The organism is Pseudomonas baetica (assembly GCF_019733355.1).
GTDB classification, from domain to species: Bacteria; Pseudomonadota; Gammaproteobacteria; order Pseudomonadales; family Pseudomonadaceae; genus Aquipseudomonas; species Aquipseudomonas baetica_A.
The window spans coordinates 1-408 of record NZ_JAIHLQ010000147.1 but is presented as its reverse complement, the minus strand read 5'-3'; the positions used below and the strand labels follow the sequence as shown (position 1 = coordinate 408).

At 52.7% G+C, this 408-nt stretch carries 1 pseudogene; it reads left to right on the top strand.

The features are described 5' to 3' along the window. Positions 1-5: 5 nt before the first annotated feature. Positions 6-408 (top strand): annotated as a pseudogene (locus tag K5E40_RS34490) (transposase); the annotation flags it as partial.

The following is a 408-nucleotide window of genomic DNA, read 5'->3' as shown; positions in this document are numbered from 1 at the left end:
TCTCCATGACCGACAAACGCAAAGTATTCGACGACAGCTTCAAGCTGGAAGTTGTAAAGATGATCAAGGACCAGGGCCTGAGTGTTTCACAGGTTTGTCGTGATCTTGATATTGGTGATACGGCCGTTCGACGCTGGGTACAACAGTATGAGGCCGAGAAGTTGGGGCAAGCCGGGATCGGCAAGCCGCTGACCTCTGAGCAACAGCGTATTCGCCAGTTGGAGCAAGAAAACCGTCAGCTCAAGATGGATAACGATGTATTAAAAAAAGCCACCGCCTTCTTTGCCCGCGAGCTGAAGTAACGTACCGCTTGGTTCGGCAGCTGCAACAGAAGGCTTATTCGGTGGCGTATGTGTGCCGTTTGTTGGGGGTTAGTCGATCCGGCTTCTACGAGGCCAACAAGCGCGC